Below are 25,727 nucleotides of genomic sequence, written 5' to 3' on the forward strand. Positions count from 1 at the left end.
CTAAACGTTTAAGTGAATAATTAACATGCGTTATGCATTAGGTATTGAATATGACGGTAAGAATTATTGTGGTTGGCAACGTCAAAAGACCGTTATCAGTGTTCAACAAACCCTAGAACAAGCGTTATCAAAAATAGCGGATGAACCTATAGAAGTGGTTTGCGCGGGTCGAACTGACACAGGTGTTAATGCAACTAACCAAGTTATTCATTTTGATACAGATAAAGTAAGAAAAGAGGTGGCTTGGACATTGGGTGTGAATACACACTTACCTAAAGATGTTGCAGTTAAGTGGGTTAAGCAAGTAGAAGATGACTTTCATGCTCGCTTTAGTGCCACGGCTAGACGTTATCGATATATAATTTTTAATAGTCCAATTCGCAGTGCAATATTAAATCATGGTATTAGTCATTGTCATTTTGAGTTAGATGAAAACCTTATGCAGGAAGGCGCTCAGTATTTAATAGGTCGCCATGACTTCACTTCATATAGAACCGTACATTGCCAATCGCACTCTCCGGTAAGAACCATTGAACATTGTCAAGTAAGTCGACAAGGTAAATATATTATTGTAGATATAAAAGCGAATGCTTTTTTACACCACATGGTTAGAAATATTGTTGGTAGTTTAATGCGTGTTGGTCAATCTATTGAGCCAACTAAATGGATTGGAGAAGTGTTAGAACAAAAAAACCGATGCATGGCGGGTGTTACGGCTCCACCTGAAGGGCTATATTTTGTTGATGTCGATTACCCTGAACACTTTAATATTCCCAAGCATCCTTTAGGGCCATTGTTTTTATAAACGGCCAGCATCTGTGTAAAAACATGTTAAAGCAACAAAAAGATACACAGCTGACCAGTTTTTTATATTAAATATAGGCTAAACTATGCTCTAATACGCGGTTTAGATTAGCATTCTTTTAAAATGATGTTTGATGAACAAGTTTTCATCAAATAGTCGATTTATATTCGTTGCAATAGGCAAAAGTAAAATTATGAGCTGGATAGAAAAGATTCTCCCAAAAGCAAAATCAACACAAAAACGAAATATCCCTGAAGGTGTATGGAGTAAGTGTACGTCTTGTAATGCAGTACTATATAAGGTTGAGTTAGACAGACAAATTTCTGTTTGTCCTAAATGTGATCACCATATGAGAATAGGTGCTCGAAAACGCATTGATAGTTTTCTTGACCAAAATAATAGACTTGAGTTAGGTGAAGAATTTGAAGCACAAGATGTGTTGAAGTTTAAAGACTCTAAACGCTACAAAGATCGATTAAGTGCTGCCCAGAAAAATTCTGGTGAAAAAGATGCATTAGTCGTGATGAAAGGTGAGTTACAAGGCGCTCCTGTAGTGGTTGCTGCTTTTGAATTTTCTTTCTTAGGCGGTTCGATGGCTTCTGTTGTTGGTGCAAGATTTGTAAAAGGCGTTGAGTATTGCTTAGAGCACGACTTACCGTTTATTTGTTTCTCTGCAAGTGGCGGTGCCAGAATGCAAGAGGCGCTGTTCTCATTAATGCAAATGGCGAAAACAAGTGCTGCATTAGCAAAAATGAGTGAGAAAGGTTTACCTTATATCTCGGTATTAACAGACCCTACAATGGGTGGTGTTTCAGCAAGTTTAGCAATGTTAGGTGATGTTAATGTTGCTGAGCCCAAAGCATTGATTGGTTTTGCTGGTCCTCGTGTTATTGAGCAAACTGTAAGAGAAAAACTACCTGAAGGTTTTCAGCGTAGTGAGTTTCTTTTAGAGAAAGGTGCTATAGATATGATCGTAGACCGTCGCGAAATGCGAAACACTCTTGCGCGTCTTTTAGGTAAATTTATGGGCCATGCCTCACCAGCAGCATAAACCAATAGTAAAAATATTTTTATGTCTGACATTATTAAAAGCCACTCGCGTAATTTAAACGAGTGGCTTTCTTATTTAGAAACAATTCATAGTACAGAAATAGATTTGGGCTTAAGTCGTATAGCACAGGTCGCTAATCGTCTAAACGTTGATTTGAGTTTCGCAACAGTAATTACTGTCGCAGGCACTAACGGTAAAGGTACGACGTGTGCTTTTATTGAAAACGCCTGTTTGCAGCCAAATAATTTACAACAAATTAATGAAAAGCTTGGTCTTAAAGACAGCTCTGGGATTGCGGTTTATTCTTCACCTCATATTAAACGTTTTAATGAACGACTAAGAATCAACAAGGTTGATGTTTCAGATGCGCTGTTAATTGAAGCATTTGAAAAAATAGAAATTGCGCGCGGTGATATTTCGTTAAGTTATTATGAATTCACAACATTAGCTGCATTTCTTGTTATGATGAAGGTTAAACCTTCTATCATTATTCTTGAGGTTGGTCTTGGTGGTCGATTAGATGCAACCAACATTATCGATGCAGATGTCAGTGTTATAACAACTATCGATTTAGATCATCAAGCATTTTTGGGTAATGATAGAGAATCTATTGGCTTTGAAAAAGCAGGTATTATGCGTGCTAATCAATTGATTATCGTAGGGGATACATGTGTCCCTAGATCGGTGGTTGATTATGGAAACTCTCTTGTAGTTGATATTGATAAAAGTAAACAATTACAACATGAGAATATGTTTATTCGTGAGCGAGATTTTCATCTTGAACAGCAGTCATCATCAAATTGGGCATTGACTTGCGAAGCATTGCAACTTAAAGAGTTAGTTCAATGCCATATTCCACAAGATAATGCTGCAACAGCTTTAATGGTTTTGCATAAGCTAGGGGTTTCGTTAACCACAAAATCAGTCAATGCGTTAATTGAGCAAACTAAAGTATCAGGAAGAACAGAATTATTTACGACTCAAGTGACTCAGAAATACCCTCTAGCTTGTGATGTGGTTCTTGATGTAGGCCACAACCCGCAAGCAACACGCTATTTAAGAGAGAAAATTACTCAATATAAACGTGATAAGGGTTATAAGAGAATTCATGCTGTTGTCGCAATGCTGGCTGATAAAGATATTGAAAATAGCTTAAAATCAATCGCCAGTGAAATTGATACTTGGTATCTTGGGCAATTGTATTTACCCCGTGCATCTTCTTCAAAAGATATGGCAAATACAGTGTCAAAGTTTGCTAATGCTATCAATTGTTTTGACAATGTCAGTCAGGCATTTAAAATAGCAAACCACCAAGCGAGCGCTGATGACTTAATTTTAGTGTTTGGCTCGTTCTTTACTGTCGCAGAAGTAAGAGATTTATTGGTTTAGCGTAGTTGTCACGCAACGTATTGATTGCTTTAAATTGGGAGTATCGTTTGTCTACACCGTTTCAAAATCGCCTTGTTGGTACTGTTATTGTTGCAGCAATCGTTATTATATTTTTGCCCGATATTTTAGATGGCGAGAAAAACACTAATCAAGCACACTTTGAAAAAATTCCTGAAACACCTGTTTTCACTGGTAAAATTTCAACTAAAAAGTTTCCCGAAGATAAACTTATTGAGAAAGAAGAAAAACAGCTGAGTGATGAACAGGCTGTTGATGTCTTAGCGCCTGTTAAAGATAATGCGTCTTCCTCACCAAATGAAAGCGCCAAATTAGATGAAGTAAATAATACAGACAAGGTTAAAGTTACGCCGGCAACGGCTCGTCAGTCTGAATCAGTTAACACGACTAGTAACACAAGTAAAAGCACTGATAATGCAAAACAAAAAACAAACATGCCCGAACGTGCTGTTAGTAAGCAAGCTTGGGTAATTCATTTAGGCAGTTTTAAACATAAGCAAAACGTAGCTCAACTTTTACAGAAGCTAAAAGATAATGGCTATACAACTTTTACGCGTCCTATCAAGACTAAGCAAGGCACACTCACTAAAGTTTTTATTGGCCCTGAATTAATTAAGTCTTCTCTTGATAAAAAGTTGCCTGCATTGAAAAAATTAACAAATACCCAAGGTAAGGTTGCATTATTTGAACCGATAAATTAATCCTAAACGATAAAAAAAGTAGGGATTTATTTATGCTTCTGTTAGAATGCGCGCCTCTAATCAATGAGAAACTAAAATTATGGTTTGGATAGATTACGCCATTTTGGTCATTATTGGTGTTTCAACACTAATTAGCTTAGTACGTGGATTTGTTAAAGAGGCTGTCTCTTTAGTTATCTGGATCAGTGCCTTCTTCATCGCTAGTACTTTCTACGCAAATTTAGCTAACCTATTAACCAATATTTCCGATCAAGTTCTTCGAAATGCGGCGGCTATCGCCATCTTATTTATCACGACACTTATTTTAGGTGCTTTAGTCAATTACATAATTGGTCAGTTAGTGAGTAAAACGGGGCTATCAGGTACTGATAGGGTACTTGGTCTCGTTTTTGGCGCACTTCGTGGAGTTTTGATTGTTAGCGCCGTTCTATTTTTTATGGATGCATTTACCAGTGCTTCATCAACCCGTTGGTGGACTAGTTCGCAACTGATCCCTGAGTTTACTTTAATTATTGAATGGTTCTTTGATTATATAGAGCAATCATCCAGTTTCTTAAATAAGACCTAATAAAAACATTCTACTCATTTTTTTAGATTGATGAGAGAGCAGGCTAGTCAGCAATGTGCAGACTAAACAGAATTTATATAATAACTTAACGTTTATATTGTTATTAAATGGTTAAGTGCTGTGATTATTTTTTTGTGGAGAAAATTTCATGTGTGGTGTCGTTGGCATAGTTGGTAAAACCCCTGTTAGTCAATATTTATATGATGGTCTAACTGTTTTACAGCATCGAGGTCAAGATGCAGCAGGTATTGTAACAATTAGTGATAATACTTTTAGGCTACGTAAAGCAAATGGCTTAGTGAAAGATGTCTTTCATACTCGTCATATGTTGAGGTTGCAAGGTAATATTGGTATTGGTCATATACGTTATCCTACTGCGGGTACTTCTAGTTCGTCTGAAGCTCAACCATTTTATGCTAACTCTCCTTATGGGATTTCATTGGCGCATAATGGTAACTTAACGAATGCAGAAGAATTAAAGCTTTGGTTACAAACAGAAGCGCGTAGACATGTTAATACCACTTCAGATTCTGAGTTGTTACTTAATATTTTAGGTCATGAATTACAGCAAAGTGAAAATTTGTCATTAACACCTGATGATATTTTTTCTGCTGTAGGCAATGTTCATAAGCGTGTACGAGGTGCATATGCGACAGTAGCACTTATTATTGGTCATGGCATGGTGGCTTTTCGAGATCCTAATGGCATTCGTCCATTAGTGTTTGGTAAGCGCGAGACCGCTAAAGGTATTGAGTACATGGTTGCATCAGAATCCGTTGCTCTTGATGCTTGCTCATTCGAATTTGTTCGTGATGTCGCACCTGGTGAAGCGATATTCTTTTCTGAAGACGGCCAAATTCATAGTAAGCAATGTGCTGAAAACCCAGTATATTCGCCTTGTATTTTTGAGTTTGTATACTTTGCACGCCCTGATTCGACTATGGATAAAATGTCTGTGTATGGTTCTCGTGTTGAAATGGGAACAAACTTGGGCAAGAAGATCGCTGTTGAATGGGATGACGTGGATATTGATGTAGTAATACCTATTCCTGAAACATCTTGTGATATCGCATTACAAATTGCACATCATTTAGATATTCCTTACCGTCAAGGCTTTGTAAAGAACCGTTATATTGGTCGAACTTTTATTATGCCAGGGCAAGAACAGCGTAAAAAGTCAGTTCGTCAAAAGTTAAATGCGATTAAAACCGAGTTTAAAGGCAAGAACGTTCTTTTAGTTGATGATTCAATTGTTCGAGGTACAACATCAGAGCAGATCATTGAAATGGCACGTTCAGCAGGTGCTAATAAAGTCTATTTCGCTTCTGCAGCACCAGAAGTTAGGTTCCCTAACGTATACGGCATTGATATGCCAAGCGCAAATGAACTTGTAGCTCATGGCCGAGAATTAGATGATATTTGTGATTTGATTGGTGCTGATAAACTTATTTACCAATCAATTGAAGACTTAGTGGCAGCTGTTAGTTTGGGTAACCCTGATATTAAAGCTTTTGATACCTCTGTTTTCGATGGCAATTATATTACTAATGATATTGACCAAGATTATCTTGAAAAATTAGATGCATTGAGAAATAACACTACGAAAGAAGAGTCTGATAAAAATGCAGATTCAATCATTGATATGCATAATGAAGGCGCAGAATAAGCTTATATAAAGCTAAAAGCTAGCTATTCTTTATACTGTATAAAAGAAAAAACACAGCCCTTGAAGGAGCTGTGTTTTTTTATATTTTTAACAGAATCAATTGCTAAGCAATAAATTCTGGGCCAAAACCCATTCCCCACATAATAACGGTAAAGGCAAGAATGCCTACTAGTAGTACTAGCCCGCAGGTAACAACTGAACTTGAATAAATAAAACCTTTCTCTTCAGGGATATTCATCATAATAGGTACACCTGAATATAATAAGTAAACTGAATACGTTACAGCACATAACCCAGCTAAGGCAACGAACCAAAGTACAGGGTATAAAGCTGCAACACCTACCATAAGTACAGGGGTAGCAGTATAAGCAGCAAGCTCAAGTGATTGGACATAAGTAGGTGTCGAATCAAACGTTTTAGCCATCCATTGGATTAAATAAGCTAGAGCAAAAACGCCAAAAATTAAAGCAAAATACATTGATGCAGCCATAATTTTAGCACTGGTTGAACTAATGGTGATAGGATCGCCAACACCAATTGTCCAGCCTATATGAGCAGCAGCGTAGTAACCGCAAATTGCGGGAATGAGAGATATAGTTAAGATATGCATTAAACTATACATTAAACTTTCATGGCGCTTTTCTATGGTATGCCACTCATCTTTCGGATGAGCATATAGGCCCCAAATATGATTTAAAATCATAATAACTTCCCCTTGATATTTTATTAGTGGAAACGTCTAAATACCACTCGCTAGTTAGTCAGCATATATTAATTTTTTTTGCTGATACTCTAGTTATGGGAGAAAGTTAAGCTTTCGTCAAGAATTGTTGTAAAAACAAACGAAAACAATAAAGATTTGTTAATGTTTATAACTTTATAATCTAGTTCTTAGAAAAGGTCATTTGTGTTTGTTATAAGGTAAGTTTAGTCAAACTGCTTAAGCGATTTTAATTCTTACAACGGACATTATTTCAATATCAAATCCAGCCACATTTTCTGAATCAGGGTAATAGGTCATATTCACTCTTTGGCCCTGTAAAGTTTTATATAATTTTTTGCGTTTATATTTAAAAGGAACATTGGTATTTTCAATCATTATTGTATTTAAAAACCACTCATCCACTTCTCTTTGAACATGAGAAACAACTTTGATGTTATCTGTTTGTATTAATTGTTTATGTTTTGCTAATAGTTTTTTACTGGCATTTTTTTCATGTGTTTTTTGTTTTATTACTGTCATCGCTGTCTCAACTTACCGTGTACCCAGTAGCTTATTATGCCAGTAAATAGTTCTAGAGCCATTATGTTTTATAGAAAAATACTTTGTTGAATAAATACTGTATCAATCAAAGTTCAGGGTGAAAAAATATGGTTAGTTTATGATAAAATAAACACATTACACTTCGATACACAGAGAACATTGTTAAAATGCCTTATAGCGAGCTACTTGCACCAATAAAATCATTCTTATTATGTGAAACACCAAATGAATGGATCAATGAAGCCAAAAAAGCTGAACGCTTACCTTTGCTATTAATTGACCATATGATTTGTGAGCTAAAAGCCGGGCAAACAGCAATGTGGTTAATTCGCAAGTATGCTGTTGATAAAGCCAGTGGTGATGCGTTACTTGAGTGGGTTAAGCCGTATGAAAGTTTCATTTATAAGAAGCAAGGTGATTTGACAAGTTTAAATAGCAATAAAAATGACTTAAAGAAAACTATCAAGGCTAAAGAGGGAAGTCGTTATGGACAAAGCCTTATTGATAAGATGGTGTTGTTAATTAAAGAAGAGTTGCATCACTTTTATCAAGTTCTGCAAATTATGCAACAACGTAACATACCCTATGAAAATATACGTGCAGGTCGCTATGCTAAAGGAATGATGAAGCATGTTAGAACTTATGAGCCCGAAGCATTGATTGATAAGCTAATTATAGGCGCGTTTATAGAAGCGAGATCATGTGAGCGTTTTGCTAAATTAGCCCCACATTTAGATGACGAACTGAATAAGTTCTATGTATCTCTACTTCGTTCAGAAGCAAGACATTATCAAGATTATTTAGTGTTAGCTGAAGAGGTTGCACAATCTTGCATTAAAGAAAGAATCGATTATTTTGCACAAGTAGAGCAAGAGCTGATTTCTTCAGATGATGAAGATTTCAAGTTTCATAGTGGCGTGCCAACAACTCTATGCTCAATATAGGTTAGAAAAATAGACTATTGAAGAACAATAGACCTAATATGTTTAAAAGTTTTTTGTGAGTAATTCTTTATGGGTTGAACTTACCTTAAGCCAAGCACCTTGCTGATACCAATCTCCTAACACGATTCGTTGTGCTTTAAGGTTATTCACTTTCAACTCATGAACGGCGGGTCTATGGGTATGGCCATGAATTAGTAGCTGACTGCTATGGTTCTCTAAACATTTTATGACTTCACTTTCCGTGACATCCATAATGTTTTGAGGTTTCATGGCCGTTGCAGCACTACTTCTTTTTCGATAATCAGCGGCTTTCTTTTTACGAAACGATAAAGGTAAACTCGTCATTAGGGTTTTCCACCACCACGAACGAGATTTTTTTCTAAACTTTTGATACTCAACATCTTTAGTGCAAAGTGTATCACCATGCATGATAATCGTTTTTTCACCATATAAGTCTATGGAAGTCACTTCAGGTAAAAGTATCATACCCGATTTTTTAGCGTACTTTTTACCTATAAGAAAATCTCGATTGCCATGAATGTAGTATATTTTAGTGCCTTGTTGAGTTAGTGATGATAGGCCTTGTGCAATACTGTTAACAAAGCCACTATCATCATCGTCGCCTAACCAAGCTTCAAATAAATCACCTAAGATATAGAGGTATTCAGCCTTGATTGCTTCATTTTTTAGAAAGTCTAAAAAACAGGCCGTAATATCGGGCCTGTCTTCACTTAAATGTAAATCGGCAATAAAATAGGTTATTGCCTGAACACTCGAACTCATCGTATTAAATTACGCTACAGTAGCTGAATTAATGATGATTTCTTCTTTTGGCACATCGCCATGACCAAACATGTTTCCTGTTTCAACTAAAGTCATTTTATCGACAATGTCCATGCCTTCAACAACCTCACCAAAAACACAGTAACCCCAGCCTTGAATAGATTCATTTTTAAAATCTAAGAAATCGTTGTCAGTTAAATTAATAAAAAACTGTGCAGATGCAGAGTGCGGCTCTTGTGTTCTTGCCATGGCTAATGTGCCACGTTTATTGCTCAAACCATTGTTGGCTTCATTTTTGATGCTTGCACGTGTCGATTTCTCTTCTAAACCCGGCGCGAAACCACCACCTTGAGCCATAAAGCCTTTGATAACTCGGTGGAAAATCGTACCGTTATAAAAGCCTTCTTCAACGTATTGTTTAAAGTTTTCGGCAGTAATTGGCGCTTTATCGAAGTTGAGTTCAATTTTAATATCGCCAAGGTTTGTTTGTAATATAATCATAGTTGTTCCATTAATAAGGTTAGAAATTTTATTGGCGAGAATTGTAGCCTAACTTTGTGCTAATTTCTTGTTAAAATAGTCTTTCTCTGTAATGACCCTTATCAATGTATAAGGTACAATGCATTTTTATTTTATTTACTAGGAGTCATAAATCCTCATGTTGCAAGTATACAACACGTTAACTCGTAAAAAAGAAGCCTTTACGCCAATCACGCCAGGTAAAGTCGGGTTATATGTTTGTGGATGTACCGTTTATGACTTATGCCATATTGGCCATGCTCGTACTTATATTAGCTTCGATAATATAGCCCGATATTTACGTTTTTCAGGATATGAGGTTAATTACATCCGTAATATAACTGATGTTGAAGATAAAATTATTAATCGTGCTATTGAAAATAATGAAACAACAGAGCAGCTGACAGAACGTACCATTGCAGCGATGCATGAAGATTTTGATGCATTAAATATGGCAAGGCCTGATCTTGAGCCAAGAGTAACTACTCATATGGTAGAAATTATCGAGATGATTGAGACTTTAGTTGCTAAAAAGCATGCCTATATTGCTTCATCTGGTGATGTATTATTTGATGTTTCTAGTTATAAAGATTACGGAAAGTTAAGTGGTCAGAATCTAGAGCAACTTCAAGCAGGTTCACGTGTTGAAGTTGACGACACTAAGAAAAGCCCTTTAGATTTTGTTTTATGGAAATCAGCCAAGCCTGAAGAGCCAAGTTGGGATTCTCCCTGGGGCGCAGGACGACCTGGCTGGCATATTGAATGTTCAGCAATGAATGCAAAAGTTTTAGGCGATCATTTTGACATTCATGGTGGTGGTTCAGACTTACAATTTCCACACCATGAAAACGAAGTGGCACAAAGCTGTTGCGCGCTTGATACACAGTACGTTAACTACTGGATGCACACCGGCATGGTTCAAGTTGATCAAGAGAAAATGTCTAAATCGCTAGGTAATTTTTTCACTATTCGTGATGTATTGGCGCAATATGATGCTGAAACGGTGAGGTTCTTTTTAACAACAGGCCATTATCGGAGTCAACTGAACTATTCTACTGAAAATTTAGAGCAAGCAAGGGCATCAGTTGAAAGGATTTATACTGCGTTAAGAGATGTAGAGCAGCCAAGCCATTTTGATATAGATATGAGCAATGCGTTAGTGAAGCAGTTTTGCCAAGCAATGGATGATGATTTTAATACACCGCAAGCGTTAGCTGTGTTGTTCGAATTAGCTAAAGAATTAAATGTTGCAAAAACGAAAGATACACAACTAGCACAGCACTTAGCAGCAACTTTAGTGCATTTAGGTGGTTTGTTAGGCCTGTTGCAATTGTCACCTGCAGAATTTTTACAAGGTCAAAACGACGATAGTGAAGTGGAAATGATTGAAGCGTTAATAGCACAACGTAATCAAGCTAGAGCTGATAAGAACTGGGTTTTAGCAGATGAAGCAAGAGATAAGTTAAATGAACTTAATATTGTTTTAGAAGACAGTGCTGGCAAAACAACGTGGCGTAAAGCATAACGAGAAGTAAGAGGTTTATGTTTTATCAATAAAAAAGAGCTGATAAACAGCTCTTTTTTACGTTATTCTTACCTACTCAATTAATATTGTTAGTAAGTTACTTACCAAATTGCTCGCAGCCTAGTAAAGTGTTTTCAATTAAACTTGCTACAGTCATTGGGCCAACACCACCAGGAACAGGGCTGATAAATGCAGCGCGTTCTTTTGCGTTTTCAAAATCTACATCACCGACTAATTTGCCATTATCTAAACGGTTAATACCTACATCAATCACTAAGGCACCTTCTTTAATCCACTCGCCAGGTATAAAACCAGGTTTGCCGACAGCAACAACGAGAAGATCGGCATTTTTGACGATACCTTCCAAGTCTTTTGTAAAGCGATGGCAAGCGGTTACTGTACAACCTGTTAGTAGTAACTCTAAAATCATTGGTCGACCAACAATATTAGAAACGCCAATGACGACTGCATTTAATCCTCTAACGTCAACACCAGTCGACTCAATTAAAGTAATGATACCTTTAGGCGTGCATGGTCTTAAACCAGGCTGTCTTAGTAATAGCTTACCAACATTAGAGGGATGAAAACCATCCACATCTTTTTGAGGATTTATGTGTTCAATAATTAAATCAGCGTTTAATCCTTCAGGTAAAGGTAGCTGCACAAGTATGCCATCAATAGTGTCATCATCATTAAGGTCACTCACTAAAGTGAGGAGTTCATCTTCAGAGGTCGTTGCAGGTAAGTCATAAGACCTTGAAATAAAGCCTACTTCTTCACAAGCTTTTCGCTTACTACCTACATATACCTGCGAAGCAGGATCACTACCAACAAGAATAACGGCTAAACCAGGAGCCCTTAATCCATCTTCAATACGTTGGCTTACTTTATCTTTTACGGAATTTCTAAGCTGTTTGGCAATGGCTTTGCCATCAATCAATGCTGCAGTCATGAGTCTTAACGGGCCCTGAAAGTGATATAGTTGAACACGGGGCTATTCTGCCACAAAGGCATGCTCAGTTGTAGGCATTATTTCATATTAGTGTTAAAACCTTGATCTTTATCTGATGATAGTTTCAAATGAAGATATCGTGCATAATTCAATCAGAAATATACGCATTATCACTACATATTAACTAACTTGTGTTAAAAGTGAGCGAACAGAAATATTTTTATAAAAAAGGTTTGACTGCACCACGCCAAGTCGGTAATATCCGCACCCGTTGAAAGCGACAGCGTTTTTAACAAATGTCGGTGATTAGCGCAGCTTGGTAGCGCACTTGGTTTGGGTCCAAGGGGTCGCAAGTTCGAATCTTGCATCACCGACCACTTTTTATTTACACTTCGTATATAGAAAGTACCTGTAGGTAATGTGCGCCCTTAGCTCAGCTGGATAGAGCAACGCCCTTCTAAGGCGTGGGTCGTAGGTTCGAATCCTACAGGGCGTGCCATACTTACATTAAGTACTATGGTGGCTATAGCTCAGTTGGTAGAGCCCCGGATTGTGATTCCGGTTGTCGTGGGTTCAAGTCCCATTAGCCACCCCATCTTTTTACTGCCCATAGTTAAAAGAGTACTTAAATTATAAGTTATAAGAATATCGGTGATTAGCGCAGCTTGGTAGCGCACTTGGTTTGGGTCCAAGGGGTCGCAAGTTCGAATCTTGCATCACCGACCACTTCTTATAATTAATAAAATTACTTACCTTATTAATCTATTAATAATTATCTTTCTAATAGTCCTTTATTATTTTTGACAGTTGTCTTTTGTTATTATCTTTCTAAAGTTTTTCCAAATTGCCTGTCTTTTTTGTGCTTTAAAGCCCTTTTAGCCTTCGTTTTTACTTGCTTTAAGCGATATTTTAATTTTTTTTATCGTTGTACTCGACTCTTGCGTAAACCCTAGCTATAATTCCGCGTCATAATTTTTATAGTTTTTATTATTGTACATCTTTATTATTGCAAATTTGATAAATGATTATCAAAGCAAAGCGTTTAATGATGTGTATTAAAAAAGCGTAGCACGCTAAGTTTTGAGGTATTTAAATGCAAGTTTCAGTTGAGACTACACAAGGTTTGGAACGTCGTTTGACTATTTCTGTTCCTGCCGACACAGTAGATGTAGAAGTAAAGAATCGTCTTCGCCAAATCGGTAAAACACAACGTATTAATGGCTTTCGTCCTGGTAAAGTTCCACCATCAGTTCTTCAAAAACGCTATGGTAAATCTGTACGTCAAGAAGTTGCAGGTGAATTAATGCAACGCAACTTTGTTGAAGCAATTGTTGCCGAAAAAATTAACCCAGCGGGCCGTCCATCTTTTGTTGCTAAAAGTAACGAAGAAGGTAAAGAATTAGAATTTGAAGCAACTTTTGAGGTTTACCCTGAAGTTGAATTAAAAGATTTAGAAAAAATTGCCGTTGAGCGTCCTGCTGTTGAAGTCACTGAAAAAGACATTGATGAAATGTTTGTTACGTTACAAAAACAACACCAAACGTGGAAAGAAAACAAACGTAAGTCCAAGAAAGGCGATAAGCTAACTCTTGATTTCACTGGTCGTGTTGATGGTGAAGAATTTGAAGGCGGAAAAGCTGAAGGTTTTGAACTTGAATTAGGTGCTGGTCGGATGATTCCTGGTTTCGAAAAAGAAATTACAGGCATGAAAGCTGGTGAAGAACAAACTATCAAAGTTACTTTCCCGGAAGATTACCATGCTGAAAACCTTAAAGGTAAAGAAGCAGAGTTTGATATCGTTGTTCACAAAACTGAAGGTCCAGTACTTCCGGAAATTGATGACGAATTCGCTAAATTATTTGGTGTTGAAGAAGGTGGCGTAGAAGCGTTACGTGCTGAAGTTAGCAAAAATATGGCACGTGAATTAACGAATGCGGTAAAAGCTAAAGTTAAAGAGCAAGTCATTGATGGTTTATTAGCAAGCCATGAAGTTGATTTGCCAGCGGCATTAGTTGCACAAGAAGTTGATGTTTTACGTCAGCAAGCTATGCAACGTTTCCAAGGTCAAATGGACCCTAAAAACTTACCAGAATTACCAAGTGAAATGTTCACAGAGCAAGCTGAAAAGCGTGTGAAAATTGGTTTGTTATTAGGTGAAGTAATTAAAGTTAACGAGCTTAAAGTTAACGACGAGAAAGTTAACGAGTTAATTGCTACAGCTGCTTCTGCGTATGAAGATCCTCAAGAAGTTGTTGATTACTACGCAAACAACCAAGAGCTAATGCAACAAATGCAAAACGTTGCTTTAGAAGAGCAAGCTGTTGAGCTTCTAGTTGAAAAAGCAAAGGTTAAAGAGAAGAAAGCTAACTTCAACGATATAATGAATCCTGAAGCTAAGAAGTAATAACTTCGTACAATGGTAGTTTTCCATTGACAATAGCTTAAGCAATCGATTAAATGGCTTGTATGTATTCATACAGGCCATTTTTTTAATAATTAAGCCGACTTTATCTTAGTAAATCGGTATTCAGTAATTGTTAAAGCATAATAAAATAGATTATAGGGAAGGTTCACACTTGTTTAACTCTCAATTTACTTCACAAAACACTGCTCAGTCTGAATTAGGGCAATCTCCTCAAGGTAGCGCAAGTATTACAGAAAGTGCTTTAGTGCCAATGGTTGTAGAACAAACATCTAAAGGTGAACGTTCGTACGACATTTACTCTCGTTTATTAAAAGAGCGTATTATCTTTTTATGTGGTCAAGTTGAAGATCACATGGCTAATTTGATTATTGCGCAATTATTGTTTTTAGAGTCTGAAAGCCCAGATAAAGATATTTTCTTATATATCAACTCTCCGGGTGGCTCTGTTACGGCAGGAATGGCTATTTACGATACAATGAAGTTTATAAAGCCTAAAATTAGCACTGTGTGTATTGGTCAGGCTGCTAGCATGGGGGCGTTTTTGTTATCTGGTGGTGAAAAAGGTAAGCGTTTTTGTTTACCTAATGCACGTGTCATGATTCACCAACCGTTAGGTGGGTTCCAAGGTCAGGCATCTGATTTTGAGATACATGCAAAAGAAATTTTATATATAAAAGATAAACTAAACCGTTTAATGGCTGAACATACTGGCCAAGACCTAGAAAAAGTTTCACAAGATACAGACCGTGATAACTTCTTAAGTGCAGAAAGTGCGGTTGAATATGGATTAGTTGACTCCATATTAGAACAACGTAACGATTAATAAATTTCCGTATATAATAACTAGTGATGGATTACTAGTTTCTTGAAAAATTAGAGGTAGGGCATGACCGAGATTAATAAGGGTAGCGATAATGGTAAATTACTTTATTGTTCCTTTTGTGGCAAAAGCCAACATGAGGTTCGAAAGTTAATTGCTGGTCCTTCAGTTTTTATTTGTGATGAATGTGTTGAACTATGTAATGACATTATTCGAGAAGAAATCACTGAAATTTCGCCAAAAGAAGAGAAAGAAGCGTTACCTTCACCGATAGAAATACGTGAAAGTTTAGATGACTACGTTATAGGCCAAGAACACGCTAAAAAAGTTTTAGCGGTTGCTGTTTATAACCATTATAAGCGTTTAAGAAACGGTGACTCTCACAACGGCGTCGAGTTGGGAAAAAGTAATATCTTACTTATTGGCCCTACTGGTAGTGGTAAAACCTTATTAGCGCAAACGTTAGCGAGATTACTAGATGTGCCATTTACAATGGCCGATGCTACCACGTTAACTGAAGCGGGATATGTTGGTGAAGATGTTGAAAACATCATTCAAAAGTTATTGCAAAAATGTGATTACGATGTGGAAAAAGCGCAACGTGGCATTGTTTACATTGATGAGATAGATAAAATATCACGTAAATCAGATAACCCATCAATTACGCGAGATGTCTCAGGTGAAGGTGTTCAACAAGCATTGTTGAAACTTATTGAAGGTACCGTTGCTTCAGTGCCGCCACAAGGTGGACGTAAACATCCTCAACAAGAATTTTTACAAGTAGATACATCAAAAATCTTATTTATCTGTGGTGGTGCGTTTGCTGGCTTAGATAAAGTCATTGAACAACGTTGTCATACGGGTACTGGTATTGGCTTTGGTGCAGAAGTTCGTGGTAAAGCCCATGAAAAAACCCTGACTGAAAGATTTTTGGATGTAGAGCCCGAAGATCTGGTGAAGTATGGTTTGATTCCTGAGTTTATTGGTCGTTTACCGGTTGTAGCTACGCTAAGAGAATTAGATGAAGATGCGCTAATTCAAATATTGCAAGAACCTAAGAATGCACTTACTAAACAATTTACTGCACTGTTTGACATGGAAAGTGTTGAATTAGAATTCAGAAAAGACGCATTGCTTGCTATTGCAAGAAAAGCGATGGATAGGAAGACTGGTGCTCGAGGTTTACGTTCAATTGTTGAAGGTGTTCTACTTGAAACAATGTATGAATTACCTTCTATGGAAAATGTCAGCAAAGTGGTCGTTGATGAAAAAGCAATAAAAGGTGAAAGCAAGCCGATTGTTATTTACGATGCTCAACAAGAGCAAGCGGTTTCTGAATAATATTTATTCAGATTAGCAATCTAGTTGGTAAAATATATTAAAAAAAGAACCTTAGGGTTCTTTTTTTGTTTAAACTTGTTGAAAGCTTCATGTCTAGCCCCATATAGTTTTTATAAACGAAAATTAAACACTATTTTTATCAATATAAAATTATTCAAAGAGTAGCCAATGAGCAAAGAATTATCTGCTGTAGTTGAAATCCCTGTCTTAGCTTTACGAGATGTAGTTGTTTACCCACAAATGGTTATTCCGCTATTTGTCGGAAGAGAAAAGTCGATACGTTGCTTAGATTTGGCAATGGAGAATGATAAAAAAGTATTTTTAGTTGCACAAAAAGATGCAGCAATTGATGATCCTCAAGCTGATGATGTTTACGGTACAGGAACAGTCGCGACTATTCTTCAAATGTTAAAGCTACCTGATGGAACAGTAAAAGTTTTAGTTGAAGGTGAGCAACGTGCCACTTTAACTCAGTTTATCGAAACCCAAGAGTATTTCAGTGCAGAAATAGAATACGTACCTACAGACGTTTCAACGAGTGAAGATACTGAGGTATTAGTTCGCTCTGCAACCTCGCAATTTGAAGGTTATGTGAAACTAAATAAGAAAATACCACCAGAAGTACTTACCTCGGTTTCGGGTATTGATGATGCTGAACAATTAGCGGATACCATGGCAGCACATATGCCACTTAAACTTGTAGATAAGCAAAAGATTCTAGAAATCATTGATGTCAATGTACGATTAGAGCATTTAATGGCATTGATGGAAGGTGAGATAGACTTATTGCAAGTTGAGAAGAAAATTAGAACACGCGTTAAAAAACAAATGGAAAAAAGCCAACGTGAGTATTATTTGAATGAGCAAATGAAGGCTATTCAAAAAGAATTAAACGATGGTGAAGAAGCGGTCGATGAATTAGAACAAATGACTAAGCGTATTGATGATGCGCAAATGCCTGCTGAAGCAAAAGAAAAAACACTGGCAGAACTACAAAAATTAAAAATGATGTCGCCAATGTCAGCGGAAGCGACAGTCGTAAGAAGCTATATTGATTGTATGCTTAATGTTCCATGGAAGAAACGCAGTAAACTAAAACGTAATCTTGCTCTAGCGCAGGAAGTTTTAGATAAAGATCATTTCGGTTTAGACAAAGTTAAAGAGCGTATTCTTGAGTATTTAGCCGTTCAACAACGTGTTAGCCAGCTAAAAGGACCAATTCTTTGTTTAGTAGGTCCTCCGGGCGTTGGTAAAACCTCCCTTGGGCAATCTATCGCTAAATCTACTGGCCGTAAATATGTTCGAATGGCATTAGGTGGCGTACGAGATGAAGCTGAAATTAGAGGGCATAGACGAACTTACATTGGCTCTCTTCCTGGCAAGCTTATTCAAAAAATGTCAAAAGTTGGTGTGAAGAATCCATTATTTTTGCTAGATGAAATAGATAAGATGGCATCTGATATGCGTGGCGATCCAGCGTCTGCATTGTTAGAAGTTTTAGATCCCGAGCAAAACACTAGCTTTAATGATCATTATTTAGAAGTTGATTATGATTTATCTGACGTTATGTTTGTTGCTACATCAAACAGTATGGATATTCCAGGGCCACTACTTGATCGTATGGAAGTTATTCGGTTGTCAGGTTATACCGAAGATGAAAAATTAAATATTGCGAGAAACCATTTACTAGAAAAACAAATTCTGCGTAATGGTTTAAAGGCAAAAGAAATAGACATTGATGATAGCGCGATTGTTGGCATCATTCGTTATTATACCCGTGAAGCTGGTGTTCGTAGTTTAGAGCGTGAAATTTCAAAGCTTTGTCGAAAAGCAGTAAAAGCAATTTTGCTCGATAAAAAGTTGAAAAAAGTTGTTATTAACCAAGATAATTTGGATGAATACTTAGGTGTTCAACGTTTTGATTATGGTAAAGCAGACGAAGAGAATAGAGTTGGGCTAGTAACAGGTTTAGCTTGGACTCAAGTTGGCGGTGAATTATTAACCATTGAAACGGCTTCAGTGCCAGGTAAAGGAAAACTAAGCTATACCGGCTCTTTAGGCGATGTTATGCAAGAGTCTATTCAAGCAGCAATGACAGTAGTTCGTAGTAGGGCAACAAAGCTTCGTATAAATGAAGATTTTTATGAAAAGAAAGATATTCATGTGCATGTACCTGAAGGAGCAACACCTAAAGATGGACCAAGTGCAGGTATTGGTATGTGTACCGCATTAGTTTCAAGTCTTACGGGTAATCCTGTTAAAGCGGATGTTGCCATGACAGGTGAAATCACGCTTCGAGGTGAAGTTTTAGCTATCGGTGGTTTAAAAGAGAAGTTACTGGCAGCACATCGAGGTGGCATTAAAACCGTGGTTATTCCTCACGACAATGCTCGAGACTTAAAAGAAATACCAGAAAATGTCAAAGCAGAGTTATCAATTCACCCAGTTAAGTGGATTGATGATGTATTAGCTATTGCCCTTGAACACCCAGTAGAACAGTGGCAATCAGAGAAAAAATAGTATTGTTGATGGCTTTTTTTGATGATTTGTATCAAAAAAAGCCAAAAAATTAGTTTTTTTTATAAAAAAGTGAAATTTTCGCTTTTCAAACGCTGAAACTGTGATAAGTTAACTACGCTTATATCGCTAGACCCCTTATTCCTCATGCCAATGGGCAAAGATACGTAAGGTAAACTAAGCGAAATATTATTTTAAACTCAACGCTTGAGGTTTAACTGGAAATCAATCTATGTTTTCTAAGTAAACCACAGAGAAAAGGATAGCGTTGCATAATAACAATTGAAGGGGTATACCACTGTGAATAAATCTCAACTAATCGAAAAGATTGCTGCGGGTGCAGACATTTCTAAAGCTGCTGCTGGCCGTGCGTTAGATTCATTTATTGGCGCTGTAACTGAAGAATTAAAAAATGGTGAGCAAGTTGCTCTAGTTGGTTTTGGTACTTTCTCTGTACGTGACCGTGCTGCTCGCACAGGCCGTAATCCTCAAACAGGTGCTACTATCCAAATCGCTGCTGCAAAAATTCCAGCTTTCAAAGCGGGTAAAGCATTAAAAGACGCTTGTAACTAAGCTGACTTCTGACTTTTTACCAAGTCATTTAAAAGACCACCTTAATGGTGGTCTTTTGCTTTATGGGCATAAAATAGCGTATATCGAGATAAATAAAAAATAATTTGAATTTTACTTATCTTATGCTTCAAGGAAAAGCTTGCATCTGCTAGAATCGCGAGCAACAGAAATTCAGTCTAGAATATTTAGGCGCACAAAAGAGATTAAAATGTTAGAAGATATTCGAGAAAAATCACAAGGGTTAACAGCCAAAATTATACTTGGTTTGATAATTCTTACCTTTGCTGTGGCGGGTGTTGGTAGTTATACAAACTCTGTCGACACATCAGTTGCCACCGTGAATGGCGAAAGCATTAGTCAACAAGATTTTAATAAAGCTTATCAGGCGCAACGAAATCGTATGGCTCAACAGTTTGGTGAAATGTTTGAAACACTTTCAAACGATGCTAACTATATGGCAAACTTCCGCCAAGGCGTTTTAGACAACCTTATTAATGAAAAATTAATTGACCAGGCAAGTAGTGACTTGGCTATTCGAGTTTCAGATGAACGCCTAAAGGAAACGATTCGCCAAATGCCAGAGTTTCAAGTTGATGGCAGTTTTGATAATAACCGTTACCTTGCCATAATAAATCAAGCTGGCTTTTTTCAATCTTCAGACTTTCGCGATTACTTACGTACGGAAATGGTACGTCGTCAATTAAGCCAAGCACTCGTTTCAAGTGAGTTCAACTTGCCTTACCAAGAAAAGTTACAGTCGAACTTACAAAACCAAACACGTGATATTCGATTTGCCACCATCGCTAGTGAGCAATTTAAAGCGAATGTTGAAGTGACGGATGAAGAAATTAATAATTACTATGTGGCTAACCAAGTTCGTTTTGAAAACAAAGAACAAGTTAAAGTAGATTATGTTAGCTTAGATGTTTCAGAGATCGCTAAAAATATTACCGTTACAGATGAAGAACTCGCACAATACTATCAAGAAAATATCAGTGACTTTACTGAAGAAGAGAAACGTCGTATTTCTCATATCTTAATTGAGTTTAATGAAGATGAAGCTGCTGCTAAAGAAATAGCAGAATCAATTTTAGTACGCGTGAAGCAAGGTGAAGATTTTGCTGAATTAGCTAAAGAGCTTTCTCACGACACTTTCAGCGGTGAAAATGGTGGTGATCTAGAATGGTTAGAGCCAGGTGTAATGGAAGAAAACTTTGATGAAGCGGCAATTGCATTAACTAATATTGGTGATACGACTGAGCTAATTAAAACAAGTTTCGGTTTTCATATCATCAAGCTAACTGAACTTCAGGCTGAAAAAATCCAAACGTTAGCTCAAGTAAAAGATGAGTTACGTTCAAAAGTGAGTAATGATAGAGCACAAGATCAGTTTTTTGCTTTACAACAAGAACTTGCTCGCATTAGCTTTGAATTTCCTGATAGCTTAGACGATGCTGCTAGCGAAGTTGGGGCAAAAGTACAAACGTCTCCTTGGTTAACTAGACAAGGAAACACTGCACCTTTCAATAACCCTAAAGTTATTGAAGCCGCTTTTTCCGACCTTGTTTTGCAAGATAATATGAATTCAGATGTTATTGAAGTAAATGACGATATTGCTGTTGTATTGAGACTCAACACTTTCCAAGAAGCAAATGTTAAACCATTAGAAGAAGTGAAAGCACAGATTGCAACAACATTAACATCACAAAAAGCAACGGAATTAGCTCAAGAAACCATTGATGAGTTACTTGCTCAATTTAAGAACGGCGGTGATATATCTGAGCAATTAACTGCGTTAAATAGTAAGTTTGAAACAAAAGAGCAGGTTGCTCGTTATAGTGCTGATATTGATCAAAGCATTAGCCGTGCAGCATTTGTTTTACCACATCCTCAAACGGGTGAAGTTTCTGCTTCATCGGCGGCGTTAAGTAATGGTGATTTAGCTTTAGTGCAAGTTCAAGCGGTGCAAGTTGCTGATAAGCCAGCTGAACCAAACTTAAGTAAGCAACAAGTATCACAGTTGGCACAATCTGCTTACAAAAGTTTTGTTGATTCATTAAAAGTGGGTGCGAAAATTACTCGCAGAGCAGTTTCTGAGCCGGTAAATGCTTTTTAATAGTTAATTTTTATAGACAAAAAAAGCTGCTTCGGCAGCTTTTTTTGTCTTTGATACTTGAGTATTATTTATGATGTTTAAGTTGAAAGTTTTGGCTCATCATTAGCTTCTTGGTTACTTTATGCTTTGGATTTTTCATAACCGATAACGTTTCTCCACGCTCGACCACTTCACCTTGTGACATCACCATGACTTGATCACTAAAATGTCTAACTATACCTAAATTATGCGAAATTAAGATATAAGCCAACCCCATCTGTTGTTGTAAATCGAGTAATAAATTAATCATTTGTGATCGAAGCGAGGGATCTAAAGCTGCTAGAGCCTCATCTAGGATGATAACTTGTGGTTGTAATATAATTGCTCGTGCTAGCGAGATTCGCTGTTTTTGACCGCCTGAGAACATATGAGGATAAAAGTTCATATGATCACCAAGCAAACCTACTTTTTGTAAGGTCTGGCGAATTAATTGCCTTCTCTGGCTCTCATTTAAATTAGTGTTTAGTTTAAGAGGCTCATCAAGTAATTGTAATATGGTTAAACTAGGGTTTAGTGTTGTTCCAGAATCTTGAAAAATCATTCGTATATGCTGACAACGCTGCTTTAATTGTTGCTTATGCAATAGTTGCCCATTTAGAAAAATCTTACCATTACTAGGTGACTCTGCGCCGACAAGGATTTTTGCTAAGGTAGATTTTCCAGAGCCTGTTTCACCTACAATAGCTAAAGTTTTCTTAGATTCAATTGAAAACGATAGTGGTGCGAGGGCGATAAACTCTTTTTTTTGAAACCAATTTCTTTTTAGCTTAAAGCTTTTTGTAATACCTTCTACGGCCAATAATTCACTCATTAATAGGTGTCCTTTAATGAAAAGTGACAACTCACTTTATGACCATGATAATTTTGTACTTTAGGCGCTTCAACACAAGCTCTTTGTGCTCTTGGACATCTAGGACCAAGTCTACAACCTATGGGCAGGTGCTGTAGAATGGGGATGCTTCCAGGTAGAGTCATCAAACGAGATTTGCTCGGTAATTGTAAGTTAGCCTTTGGGCTACTATCGACGAGTGCTCGAGTGTAAGGGTGTAAAGGCTTGTTAAAAATTTGCTCGGTAGTGCCTGCTTCCACAAATTGACCACTGTACATAACCGTAATGGTATTAGTCCAATGGGTAATATTCTCAAGATCATGACTTATCAAGAGAATAGACATGTTTTTAAGTTGATTTAAACTGGCAAGCAGCCTAAAGATTTGCCCTTGGTTTGTACTCTCCATCGCTGCGGTTGGCTCATCAGCAATAAGCAAAACAGGCCGACTTGCTAGGGCAATGGCTATCATTACACGTTGGCATATTGCTTCAGTTAATTGATGAGGGTAACTTCGAATACACTGAATATGCTTTTTAATTCCTACTTTGTGCAATAAACGAATAACAGCTTCTTTGCGTTGTTGTTGTTTTTGCCAAAAAAAACCTGACAGTTGTTTACTATCAATAGCTTCAGCTAGCTGCTCTCCTATGGTTGTTGTAGGATCTAAGCTAGCCATAGGCTCTTGGAAAATCATCGCAATATCACGACATAGTATGCTTTTTCGCTCTTCGATATCTAATCTAAGTAAATCTATTCCACGCCAATGAAACCTGTCTGCATGGACATGCCATTTGTCATCGAGTACTCCAATAATTGCTTGTGCAAGTAGCGACTTGCCTGAGCCTGACTCACCAACAAGTCCCCTTACTTCACCTTCTTTCATTGATAAACTAACGCGATCAACGGCAAGGATGTTTTGATTTTTTGTTTTAAGTTCTATAGAAAGATTACGAATATCGAGTAAATTCATTAGCTTTCCTTACGAAGTTTTAAAGCATGTCGTATACCTTCACCAACTAAGTTAGTGGCAACTACAGCAAAAAGAATACTTAAACCGGGTAAATAAACCGTCCACGGTGCAATATAGAACCTCTCGAGTCCATTCGCTAATATAGCCCCCCATTCGGGTAAGGGGATTTGTGCACCCAACCCCAGAAAACCAAGGGTGGCAATATCAAGAATAGCGGCTGATTGTGCTAAAGTCGCTTGACTCATTAAACGTTCAACGATATTTGGAAATACAGAGTAATATAAAACCCTAAAAGAACTTGCGCCATCTAAGCGCGATGCAAGTACATAATCTTTGCGAAATTCTTCTTTCACTGCATAGCGAGTAATATGTATAAACTGAGGAATCAATACCATAACAATGGCCCAAACCGTATTGCTAATACCTGGACCTAATATGGCAACAATGACTATCGCGAGTAAAAGTGAAGGAATAGATAAGATCACATCAAGAAAGTGATTCAAAAAGCTAGACTTTACACCTTTAGTTAGTGCTGAAAGTGAACCGATAATTACACCAATAATTAAAGAGATTATTACTACAACAAAACTCAAACCAAATGTGAGAGATGCACCGTACATTAACCTTGACAGCATGTCTCTGCCAAGTTCATCGGTACCAAGTAAAAAACTAACATTACCATTGTCATGCCATGCAGGAGGAAGTAAAACCATATCTAAATGGCCTTCTACTGGAGAATAAGGCGCTAGGAAAGGAGCAAATACTGCTAGAAGTATTAGGAAAATAAAACAAACAAAGCCTATCATCGCTGTAGGGGTTTTGCGAAAAATTAGCCATAGCTGCATGAAGGGGGAAGGAAAGACTTCTTCTTGGTAGATTTTTTCACGAGCCATGTTTATTTCCTCGTGCAAGTGGGTTAAGTGCAGCGTAAATAAAATCAGTCAATATATGTACGATAAAAATAAAACAAGATAAAACTAATAAGCCACTTTGTATTGCCGTGTAATCTCTTTGATAAATACTTTCGATAAGCCATCGTCCAATACCAGGCCAACTAAAGATAACTTCGGTAACCATTGCTATAGTTACCAAATTGGCAAACTGTAACCCTACGTGGCGTATTATTTTAATCAGTGCATTGCGTAGTGCATGCCTAAATATTATTTGCTTAAAACTCAAACCTTTTGCTTTTACAGCCTTAATATAGCTAGTTTCAAGCACCTCTATCATCGATGCTCTGGCTAAGCGTATGAAAATGGTTGCTGGTGCCAGTGCCACTACACACGCTGGGAGAATAATATGAGTGGTAGCATCTTGAAAAGCTTGCCACTTATCAGGACTATCACTTAATAAGATGTCAAAAAACAGAACTCCCGTGATGATATCTATTTCAAATAATAAACTAATCCTACCGGCAGAGGGTAACCAGCCAAGACCAATAGAGAAGAATAGAATTGCTAATAAACCAAGCCAAAAAACTGGAATGGAATAACCAAACATTGCGACCGATAAAATAATATTATCACTAGTTTTATTGTGTTTAATTGCGGCAATAAATCCTAGTGGTATACCGATAAACATAGCAATTAACAAGGCCACTAAACTGAGTTCTATAGTGGCAGGTAATAAAATCATAATTTCATTGAGAACAGGAGATTGGCTAGACATGGATAAGCCCAAGTCACCTTGAATGATATGTTCAATATACGCCCAGTATTGCCAAAGAATATTATCTTGCATGTGATAGTTTTCATTCAGTAATGCAAGCTGTTCTTCGCTTGAGTTTAATTGTCCTGATAGATTAATAACAGGATCACCGGGAAATAGGTAACTTAAACTAAATGATATAAGGGTTAATACCAACATGGTAAAAATGAACAGGTTAAGTCGTCTTAAGGTAAAAATAAACAT

Annotated in this window: 23 protein-coding genes and 4 tRNA genes; 18 read left to right on the plus strand and 9 right to left on the minus strand. The window is 37.1% G+C overall.

What is annotated here, in order from left to right; all coding sequences use genetic code 11:
• Window positions 1–25: 25 nt before the first annotated feature.
• From truA to purF, 6 genes are all read left to right on the plus strand, one after another.
• Window positions 26–805, plus strand: a complete 780-nt coding sequence (gene truA / locus D1094_RS12760) for a tRNA pseudouridine(38-40) synthase TruA (RefSeq protein WP_118960504.1) — start codon at window positions 26–28, stop codon at window positions 803–805.
• 193 nt (window positions 806–998) lie between these two features.
• Window positions 999–1,856 (plus strand): acetyl-CoA carboxylase, carboxyltransferase subunit beta, encoded by an 858-nt coding sequence (gene accD, locus D1094_RS12765; protein WP_118960505.1) that lies wholly within the window; start codon window positions 999–1,001, stop codon window positions 1,854–1,856.
• Between the two features lie 21 nt (window positions 1,857–1,877).
• The gene (gene folC, locus D1094_RS12770) at window positions 1,878–3,245 is read left to right on the plus strand and encodes a bifunctional tetrahydrofolate synthase/dihydrofolate synthase (RefSeq protein WP_118960506.1); all 1,368 of its coding nucleotides are present in this window, start codon (window positions 1,878–1,880) and stop codon (window positions 3,243–3,245) included.
• 47 nt (window positions 3,246–3,292) lie between these two features.
• Entirely contained in the window at window positions 3,293–3,964 is a 672-nt protein-coding gene (locus D1094_RS12775; protein WP_118960507.1) for an SPOR domain-containing protein, read from the plus strand.
• A gap of 79 nt (window positions 3,965–4,043) precedes the next feature.
• Entirely contained in the window at window positions 4,044–4,532 is a 489-nt protein-coding gene (locus D1094_RS12780; RefSeq protein WP_118960508.1) for a CvpA family protein, read from the plus strand.
• Between the two features lie 148 nt (window positions 4,533–4,680).
• Window positions 4,681–6,198, plus strand: coding sequence for an amidophosphoribosyltransferase (gene purF / locus D1094_RS12785; RefSeq protein WP_118960509.1), 1,518 nt, complete (start codon window positions 4,681–4,683; stop codon window positions 6,196–6,198).
• A gap of 103 nt (window positions 6,199–6,301) precedes the next feature.
• Here the strand turns inward: purF and D1094_RS12790 are convergent, their stop codons facing one another.
• A complete protein-coding gene (locus tag D1094_RS12790; protein ID WP_118960510.1) occupies window positions 6,302–6,901 on the minus strand; it encodes a Yip1 family protein in 600 nt (199 codons plus the stop codon).
• 237 nt (window positions 6,902–7,138) lie between these two features.
• A complete protein-coding gene (locus D1094_RS12795) occupies window positions 7,139–7,441 on the minus strand; it encodes a hypothetical protein (protein WP_118960511.1) in 303 nt (100 codons plus the stop codon).
• A gap of 188 nt (window positions 7,442–7,629) precedes the next feature.
• Here D1094_RS12795 and miaE point away from each other — a divergent pair, with 188 nt between their 5' ends.
• Complete coding sequence (gene miaE, locus D1094_RS12800; protein ID WP_118960512.1) at window positions 7,630–8,406, plus strand: tRNA isopentenyl-2-thiomethyl-A-37 hydroxylase MiaE; 777 nt, start codon at window positions 7,630–7,632, stop codon at window positions 8,404–8,406.
• A gap of 42 nt (window positions 8,407–8,448) precedes the next feature.
• On the opposite strand, the gene lpxH is transcribed toward miaE, so the two are convergent.
• Both lpxH and D1094_RS12810 read right to left on the minus strand, forming a co-directional pair.
• Window positions 8,449–9,189 (minus strand): UDP-2,3-diacylglucosamine diphosphatase, encoded by a 741-nt coding sequence (gene lpxH / locus D1094_RS12805; protein ID WP_118960513.1) that lies wholly within the window; start codon window positions 9,187–9,189, stop codon window positions 8,449–8,451.
• A gap of 9 nt (window positions 9,190–9,198) precedes the next feature.
• A complete protein-coding gene (locus tag D1094_RS12810) occupies window positions 9,199–9,690 on the minus strand; it encodes a peptidylprolyl isomerase (protein ID WP_118960514.1) in 492 nt (163 codons plus the stop codon).
• A gap of 157 nt (window positions 9,691–9,847) precedes the next feature.
• On the opposite strand from D1094_RS12810, the gene cysS reads away from it, so the two are divergent.
• Window positions 9,848–11,233 carry a cysteine--tRNA ligase gene (gene cysS, locus D1094_RS12815; RefSeq protein WP_118960515.1) on the plus strand — a complete coding sequence of 462 codons (1,386 nt, stop codon included), beginning with the start codon at window positions 9,848–9,850 and terminating at the stop codon, window positions 11,231–11,233.
• 97 nt (window positions 11,234–11,330) lie between these two features.
• Here cysS and folD read toward each other — a convergent pair whose 3' ends face one another.
• Entirely contained in the window at window positions 11,331–12,185 is an 855-nt protein-coding gene (gene folD / locus D1094_RS12820; protein WP_118960516.1) for a bifunctional methylenetetrahydrofolate dehydrogenase/methenyltetrahydrofolate cyclohydrolase FolD, read from the minus strand.
• A gap of 300 nt (window positions 12,186–12,485) precedes the next feature.
• Here folD and D1094_RS12825 point away from each other — a divergent pair.
• From D1094_RS12825 to D1094_RS12870, 10 genes are all read left to right on the plus strand, one after another.
• A tRNA-Pro gene (locus tag D1094_RS12825) sits at window positions 12,486–12,562 on the plus strand.
• Window positions 12,563–12,607: 45 nt separating this feature from the next.
• Window positions 12,608–12,684 (plus strand) — tRNA-Arg (locus tag D1094_RS12830).
• A 20-nt stretch (window positions 12,685–12,704) separates the two neighbouring features.
• A tRNA-His gene (locus tag D1094_RS12835) sits at window positions 12,705–12,780 on the plus strand.
• Window positions 12,781–12,834: 54 nt separating this feature from the next.
• Window positions 12,835–12,911: transfer RNA gene (locus tag D1094_RS12840), tRNA-Pro, on the plus strand.
• Window positions 12,912–13,278: 367 nt separating this feature from the next.
• On the plus strand, window positions 13,279–14,589 hold the full coding sequence (gene tig, locus D1094_RS12845; RefSeq protein ID WP_118960517.1) for a trigger factor: 1,311 nt from the start codon (window positions 13,279–13,281) through the stop codon (window positions 14,587–14,589).
• Between the two features lie 172 nt (window positions 14,590–14,761).
• Window positions 14,762–15,433: an ATP-dependent Clp endopeptidase proteolytic subunit ClpP gene (gene clpP, locus D1094_RS12850; protein ID WP_118960518.1), complete on the plus strand. Its 672-nt coding sequence runs from the start codon at window positions 14,762–14,764 to the stop codon at window positions 15,431–15,433.
• Window positions 15,434–15,496: 63 nt separating this feature from the next.
• Window positions 15,497–16,771: an ATP-dependent protease ATP-binding subunit ClpX gene (gene clpX / locus D1094_RS12855; protein WP_118960519.1), complete on the plus strand. Its 1,275-nt coding sequence runs from the start codon at window positions 15,497–15,499 to the stop codon at window positions 16,769–16,771.
• Between the two features lie 168 nt (window positions 16,772–16,939).
• Complete coding sequence (gene lon, locus D1094_RS12860) at window positions 16,940–19,291, plus strand: endopeptidase La (RefSeq protein WP_118960520.1); 2,352 nt, start codon at window positions 16,940–16,942, stop codon at window positions 19,289–19,291.
• Between the two features lie 297 nt (window positions 19,292–19,588).
• Window positions 19,589–19,861, plus strand: a complete 273-nt coding sequence (gene hupB, locus D1094_RS12865; protein WP_118960521.1) for a nucleoid-associated protein HU-beta — start codon at window positions 19,589–19,591, stop codon at window positions 19,859–19,861.
• A gap of 208 nt (window positions 19,862–20,069) precedes the next feature.
• Window positions 20,070–21,977: a SurA N-terminal domain-containing protein gene (locus D1094_RS12870; protein ID WP_118960522.1), complete on the plus strand. Its 1,908-nt coding sequence runs from the start codon at window positions 20,070–20,072 to the stop codon at window positions 21,975–21,977.
• Window positions 21,978–22,041: 64 nt separating this feature from the next.
• Here D1094_RS12870 and D1094_RS12875 read toward each other — a convergent pair whose 3' ends face one another.
• Genes D1094_RS12875 through D1094_RS12890 form a run of 4 tightly spaced genes read right to left on the minus strand, consistent with a single transcriptional unit; the run spans window position 22,042 to window position 25,727 of the window.
• Complete coding sequence (locus tag D1094_RS12875; protein WP_118960523.1) at window positions 22,042–22,827, minus strand: ATP-binding cassette domain-containing protein; 786 nt, start codon at window positions 22,825–22,827, stop codon at window positions 22,042–22,044.
• Complete coding sequence (locus tag D1094_RS12880) at window positions 22,827–23,816, minus strand: oligopeptide/dipeptide ABC transporter ATP-binding protein (protein WP_118960524.1); 990 nt, start codon at window positions 23,814–23,816, stop codon at window positions 22,827–22,829. The genes D1094_RS12875 and D1094_RS12880 overlap by 1 nt, the downstream gene beginning before the upstream one ends.
• Window positions 23,816–24,709, minus strand: a complete 894-nt coding sequence (locus D1094_RS12885) for an ABC transporter permease subunit (protein WP_118960525.1) — start codon at window positions 24,707–24,709, stop codon at window positions 23,816–23,818. The genes D1094_RS12880 and D1094_RS12885 overlap by 1 nt, the downstream gene beginning before the upstream one ends.
• On the minus strand, window positions 24,699–25,727 hold the full coding sequence (locus D1094_RS12890; protein WP_118960526.1) for an ABC transporter permease subunit: 1,029 nt from the start codon (window positions 25,725–25,727) through the stop codon (window positions 24,699–24,701). Before D1094_RS12890 ends, D1094_RS12885 begins: the two co-directional genes overlap by 11 nt.

Origin of the sequence: Colwellia sp. RSH04 (genome assembly GCF_003545765.1) — a bacterium.
Lineage (GTDB): Bacteria > Pseudomonadota > Gammaproteobacteria > Enterobacterales > Alteromonadaceae > Colwellia.